Here is a 5,375-nt window from a genome sequence, read left to right on the forward strand (position 1 = left end):
TACGTTGAGTCCGGCGGCGTCCTACTCTCCCACACCCTCCCGAGTGCAGTACCATCGGCGCTGGAGGGCTTAGCTTCCGGGTTCGGAATGAGACCGGGCGTTTCCCCTCCGCTATAACCACCGAAACATCTTTCAGCAACACAACCTTCACCAGACAACCCCAAAGCTGCTGGGGGTGGTGGTTGTTTGCTGTGAATCACACAGTGGACGCGTGTCGAGCACCAAATTTTAGGTGGTTAAGCCCTCGGCCTATTAGTACCGGTCGACTGAACCAGTTACCTGGCTTACATCTCCGGCCTATCAACCCAGTAGTCTAGCTGGGAGCCTTACCCACTCAAGGTGGTGGGATACCTCATCTCGAAGCGAGCTTCCCGCTTAGATGCTTTCAGCGGTTATCCCTTCCGAACGTAGCCAACCAGCCGTGCCCCTGGCGGGACAACTGGCACACCAGAGGTTCGTCCGTCCCGGTCCTCTCGTACTAGGGACAGCCCTTCTCAAGTATCCAACGCGCACGGCGGATAGGGACCGAACTGTCTCACGACGTTCTAAACCCAGCTCGCGTACCGCTTTAATGGGCGAACAGCCCAACCCTTGGGACCTGCTACAGCCCCAGGATGCGACGAGCCGACATCGAGGTGCCAAACCATCCCGTCGATATGGACTCTTGGGGAAGATCAGCCTGTTATCCCCGGGGTACCTTTTATCCGTTGAGCGACACCGCTTCCACACGCAAGTGCCGGATCACTAGTCCCGACTTTCGTCCCTGCTCGACCTGTCAGTCTCACAGTCAAGCTCCCTTATGTACTTACACTCAACACCTGATTGCCAACCAGGCTGAGGGAACCTTTGGGCGCCTCCGTTACCTTTTAGGAGGCAACCGCCCCAGTTAAACTACCCACCAGACACTGTCCCTCGACCCGATCAGGGCCGCAAGTTAGATACCCAAATCCAACAGAGTGGTATTTCAAGATTGCCTCCACCCGAACTGGCGTCCGAGCTTCACCGGCTCCCACCTATCCTACACAATTACATTCGGATACCAATGTCAAGCTATAGTAAAGGTCCCGGGGTCTTTCCGTCCTGCCGCGCGTAACGAGCATCTTTACTCGTACTGCAATTTCGCCGGGCCTGTGGTTGAGACAGTGGGGAAGTCGTTACGCCATTCGTGCAGGTCGGAACTTACCCGACAAGGAATTTCGCTACCTTAGGATGGTTATAGTTACCACCGCCGTTTACTGGCGCTTAAGTTCTCCGCTTCGCCCCGAAGAGCTAACAGGTCCCCTTAACGTTCCAGCACCGGGCAGGCGTCAGTCCATATACATCGTCTTACGACTTCGCATGGACCTGTGTTTTTAGTAAACAGTCGCTTCCCCCTGCTCTCTGCGGCCATACCACGCTCCACCCGCAAGGGGCTTCACGCGTCCGGCCCCCCTTCTCCCTAAGTTACGGGGGCAATTTGCCGAGTTCCTTAACCACAGTTCGCCCGTCGCCTCGGTATTCTCTACCTGACCACCTGTGTCGGTTTGGGGTACGGGCCGCTCGGAACATCGCTAGAGGCTTTTCTCGGCAGCATAGGATCACTGACTTCACCTGAATCGGCTCGGCATCACGTCTCAGCCTCAATGCGCCACGGATTTGCCTATGGCACGGCCTACACGCTTACCCCGGCACAACCACCGGCCGGGATCAGCTACCTTCCTGCGTCACCCCATCGCTCAACTACTACCCACCAAGATCCCAGACTCCACACCCTTGACCCGAAGGTCGCCGGCGCTTCGCGTGGTTAGTACAGTGAGGTTCATCGTGGGCGCTCCTACGCGGGTACGGGAATATCAACCCGTTATCCATCGACTACGCCTCTCGGCCTCGCCTTAGGCCCCGACTCACCCAGGGCGGATTAGCCTGGCCCTGGAACCCTTGGTCATCCGGCGGAAGGGTTTCTCACCCTTCATTCGCTACTCATGCCTGCATTCTCACTCGTATGGCGTCCACACCTGGGTCACCCCGGCGCTTCACCCGCCATACGACGCTCCCCTACCCACCCACACACCTGGATCACATGACAAATCATGCAACCAAGTTATTGTGTGAATGCCACAGCTTCGGCGGTGTGCTTGAGCCCCGCTACATTGTCGGCGCGGAACCACTTGACCAGTGAGCTATTACGCACTCTTTAAAGGATGGCTGCTTCTAAGCCAACCTCCTGGTTGTCTAAGCGACCCCACATCCTTTTCCACTTAGCACACGCTTAGGGGCCTTAGCTGGTGATCTGGGCTGTTTCCCTCTCGACTACGAAGCTTATCCCCCGCAGTCTCACTGCCGCGCTCTCACTTACCGGCATTCGGAGTTTGGCTGATTTCGGTAAGCTTGTAGGCCCCCTAGACCATCCAGTGCTCTACCTCCGGCAAGAAACACGCGACGCTGCACCTAAATGCATTTCGGGGAGAACCAGCTATCACGGAGTTTGATTGGCCTTTCACCCCTAACCACAGGTCATCCCCCAACTTTTCAACGTTGGTGGGTTCGGTCCTCCACGCAGTCTTACCCACGCTTCAACCTGCCCATGGCTAGATCACTCCGCTTCGGGTCTAGAACATGCGACTATAAACGCCCTCTTCAGACTCGCTTTCGCTACGGCTACCCCACACGGGTTAACCTCGCCACATGCCACTAACTCGCAGGCTCATTCTTCAAAAGGCACGCCATCACCCCGAAAGGCTCTGACGGATTGTAGGCGAACGGTTTCAGGTACTATTTCACTCCCCTCCCGGGGTACTTTTCACCATTCCCTCACGGTACTTGTCCGCTATCGGTCACCAGGAAGTATTCAGCCTTACCAGGTGGTCCTGGCAGATTCACAGCAGATTTCAGGAGTCCGCTGCTACTCGGGATATCTGTAAGAAGGTCAGAAGCTTTCGCCTACCGGGCTCTCACCGTCTACGGCCGACTTTCCCACGTCGTTCGACTAACCACTGACTTTGTAACTCCTCGGAAGACTGTCAGATCTCCCACACAGATCCCACAACCCCGACGACGCAACCCCTGACAGGTATCACACGCCACCGGTTTAGGCTACATCCGCTTTCGCTCGCCACTACTCACGGAATCACTGTTGTTTTCTCTTCCTACGGGTACTGAGATGTTTCACTTCCCCGCGTTCCCCCCAACTAGCCTATGAATTCAGCTAGCGGTAACACGACATGACTCGTGCTAGGTTTCCCCATTCGGACACCCTGGGATCACAGCTTGGTTGACAGCTCCCCCAGGCCTATCGCGGCCTCCCACGTCCTTCATCGGCTCCTGGTGCCAAGGCATCCACCGTTCGCCCTTGACAACTTAACCACAAAAAACAAGATGCTCGCGTCCACTGTGCAATTCTCAACCAACAACCAACCCACAACCCCACAACCCCCACCAAACCCCCGAACCGGCCCACCCGAAGATGTCCATGCCCGAAGCGGTATAAGGGCCAGGTCATGCCTGGCGTTCCGAAAAAACAACCACAGGTTGTTCTTTCAGGACCCAACAGGGTGCTTATCGCCTACCTCCAGCCGCACCAGCAGGACCCGTTCCCACCCCGCGAAAGGGCTGTACTAGGACTGCCGGCCGTTGCCGGACGTGAACTGGCCAGTGTCTCCGCCTGTGAGCACCCCACCACCACATGCGGGCGGTGCGGGCTACTGACCGGCTTTCACCGGTTAGTTGCTCCTTAGAAAGGAGGTGATCCAGCCGCACCTTCCGGTACGGCTACCTTGTTACGACTTCGTCCCAATCGCCAGCCCCACCTTCGACGGCTCCCTCCCACAAGGGGTTAGGCCACCGGCTTCGGGTGTTGCCGACTTTCGTGACGTGACGGGCGGTGTGTACAAGGCCCGGGAACGTATTCACCGCAGCGTTGCTGATCTGCGATTACTAGCGACTCCGACTTCACGGGGTCGAGTTGCAGACCCCGATCCGAACTGAGACCGGCTTTTTGGGATTCGCTCCACCTCACGGCATCGCAACCCTTTGTACCGGCCATTGTAGCATGCGTGAAGCCCTGGACATAAGGGGCATGATGACTTGACGTCATCCCCACCTTCCTCCGAGTTGACCCCGGCAGTCTTCGATGAGTCCCCGCCATAACGCGCTGGCAACATCGAACGAGGGTTGCGCTCGTTGCGGGACTTAACCCAACATCTCACGACACGAGCTGACGACAGCCATGCACCACCTGTCACCCGCCCCGAAGGACCCCGCATCTCTGCGAGTTTTCGAGTGATGTCAAACCCAGGTAAGGTTCTTCGCGTTGCATCGAATTAATCCGCATGCTCCGCCGCTTGTGCGGGCCCCCGTCAATTCCTTTGAGTTTTAGCCTTGCGGCCGTACTCCCCAGGCGGGGCGCTTAATGCGTTAGCTGCGGCACAGAGAACCGGAGAGGTCCCCCACACCTAGCGCCCAACGTTTACAGCGTGGACTACCAGGGTATCTAATCCTGTTCGCTCCCCACGCTTTCGCTCCTCAGCGTCAGTATCGGCCCAGAGACCCGCCTTCGCCACCGGTGTTCCTCCTGATATCTGCGCATTTCACCGCTACACCAGGAATTCCAGTCTCCCCTACCGAACTCTAGCCTGCCCGTATCGGCTGCAGGCCCGCGGTTGAGCCGCGGGTTTTCACAGTCGACGCGACAAGCCGCCTACGAGCTCTTTACGCCCAATAAATCCGGACAACGCTCGCGCCCTACGTCTTACCGCGGCTGCTGGCACGTAGTTGGCCGGCGCTTCTTCTGCAGGTACCGTCACTTACGCTTCGTCCCTGCTGAAAGAGGTTTACAACCCGAAGGCCGTCATCCCTCACGCGGCGTCGCTGCATCAGGCTTCCGCCCATTGTGCAATATTCCCCACTGCTGCCTCCCGTAGGAGTCTGGGCCGTGTCTCAGTCCCAGTGTGGCCGGTCGCCCTCTCAGGCCGGCTACCCGTCGTCGCCTTGGTAGGCCATCACCCCACCAACAAGCTGATAGGCCGCGAGCCCATCCCAGACCGAAAAACTTTCCACCAAGACCCCATGCGAAGCTTGGTCGTATTCGGTATTAGCCCCCGTTTCCGAGGGTTATCCCAAAGTCCAGGGCAGGTTGCTCACGTGTTACTCACCCGTTCGCCGCTCGAGTACCCCCGAAAGGGCCTTTCCGCTCGACTTGCATGTGTTAAGCACGCCGCCAGCGTTCGTCCTGAGCCAGGATCAAACTCTCCAACAAAAATCTGTGGAAAATCATCCCGGCAACAAAAAATGCTGCCAAAGGAATCCCACCAGACACAAAAGCATCTGGCCGGGTAAATCATAATTGGCACTGGCTTATCAAGCACCCTGTTGAGTTCTCAAAGAACAACCACACACCG

General features: G+C 57.4%; 3 rRNA genes. All 3 read right to left on the minus strand.

Annotated elements, in window-relative coordinates:
* Positions 1 to 8: 8 nt before the first annotated feature.
* The 3 genes from rrf to AB0368_RS38415 all read right to left on the minus strand — a co-directional run bounded on the left by rrf (position 9) and on the right by AB0368_RS38415 (position 5,233).
* Positions 9 to 125, minus strand: a 5S ribosomal RNA gene (gene rrf / locus AB0368_RS38405).
* Positions 126 to 232: 107 nt separating this feature from the next.
* Positions 233 to 3,342, minus strand: a 23S ribosomal RNA gene (locus AB0368_RS38410).
* 371 nt (positions 3,343 to 3,713) lie between these two features.
* Positions 3,714 to 5,233 (minus strand): 16S ribosomal RNA (locus tag AB0368_RS38415).
* The 16S, 23S and 5S rRNA genes sit together here, the layout of an rRNA operon.
* Positions 5,234 to 5,375: the final 142 nt, after the last annotated feature.

The sequence above is a fragment of the Actinoplanes sp. NPDC051475 genome (genome assembly GCF_040689425.1).
GTDB lineage: Bacteria > Actinomycetota > Actinomycetes > Mycobacteriales > Micromonosporaceae > Actinoplanes.